This window comes from Bartonella sp. MR168JLCBS, assembly GCF_042194175.1.
Genome location: NZ_JBHIMP010000539.1, coordinates 1 through 261 on the forward strand (window position 1 = coordinate 1; position 261 = coordinate 261).

Annotated in this window: 1 protein-coding gene; it reads right to left on the reverse strand. The window is 36.4% G+C overall.

Translation table 11 applies throughout. The annotated features are described in order from the left end of the window. On the reverse strand, positions 1-261 hold a 261-nt coding region (locus ACFIK8_RS12505; protein WP_375669611.1), incomplete at both ends, for an ATP-binding cassette domain-containing protein.

Genomic DNA, 261 nt, shown 5'->3' on the forward strand with positions numbered 1-261 from the left:
GCACATCATCAACAGCTATCTCCCCCTTATCAAAAACGAGTATTCTATCAAAATTTTTCAAAAATTCCAAATCATGTGATACAACGATCGCTGTTTGTGGTAATTCCTCTATAACTTGTGTAACACGGCGTTTATTTCGTAAATCAAGTAATGTCGTCGGCTCATCAAAAACAATATAGTCTGGCTTCATTGCTACTACACTAGAAATGGCAACGAGTTGTTTTTGTCCACCACTCAATAAATGAACCGCGTGATTTTTAA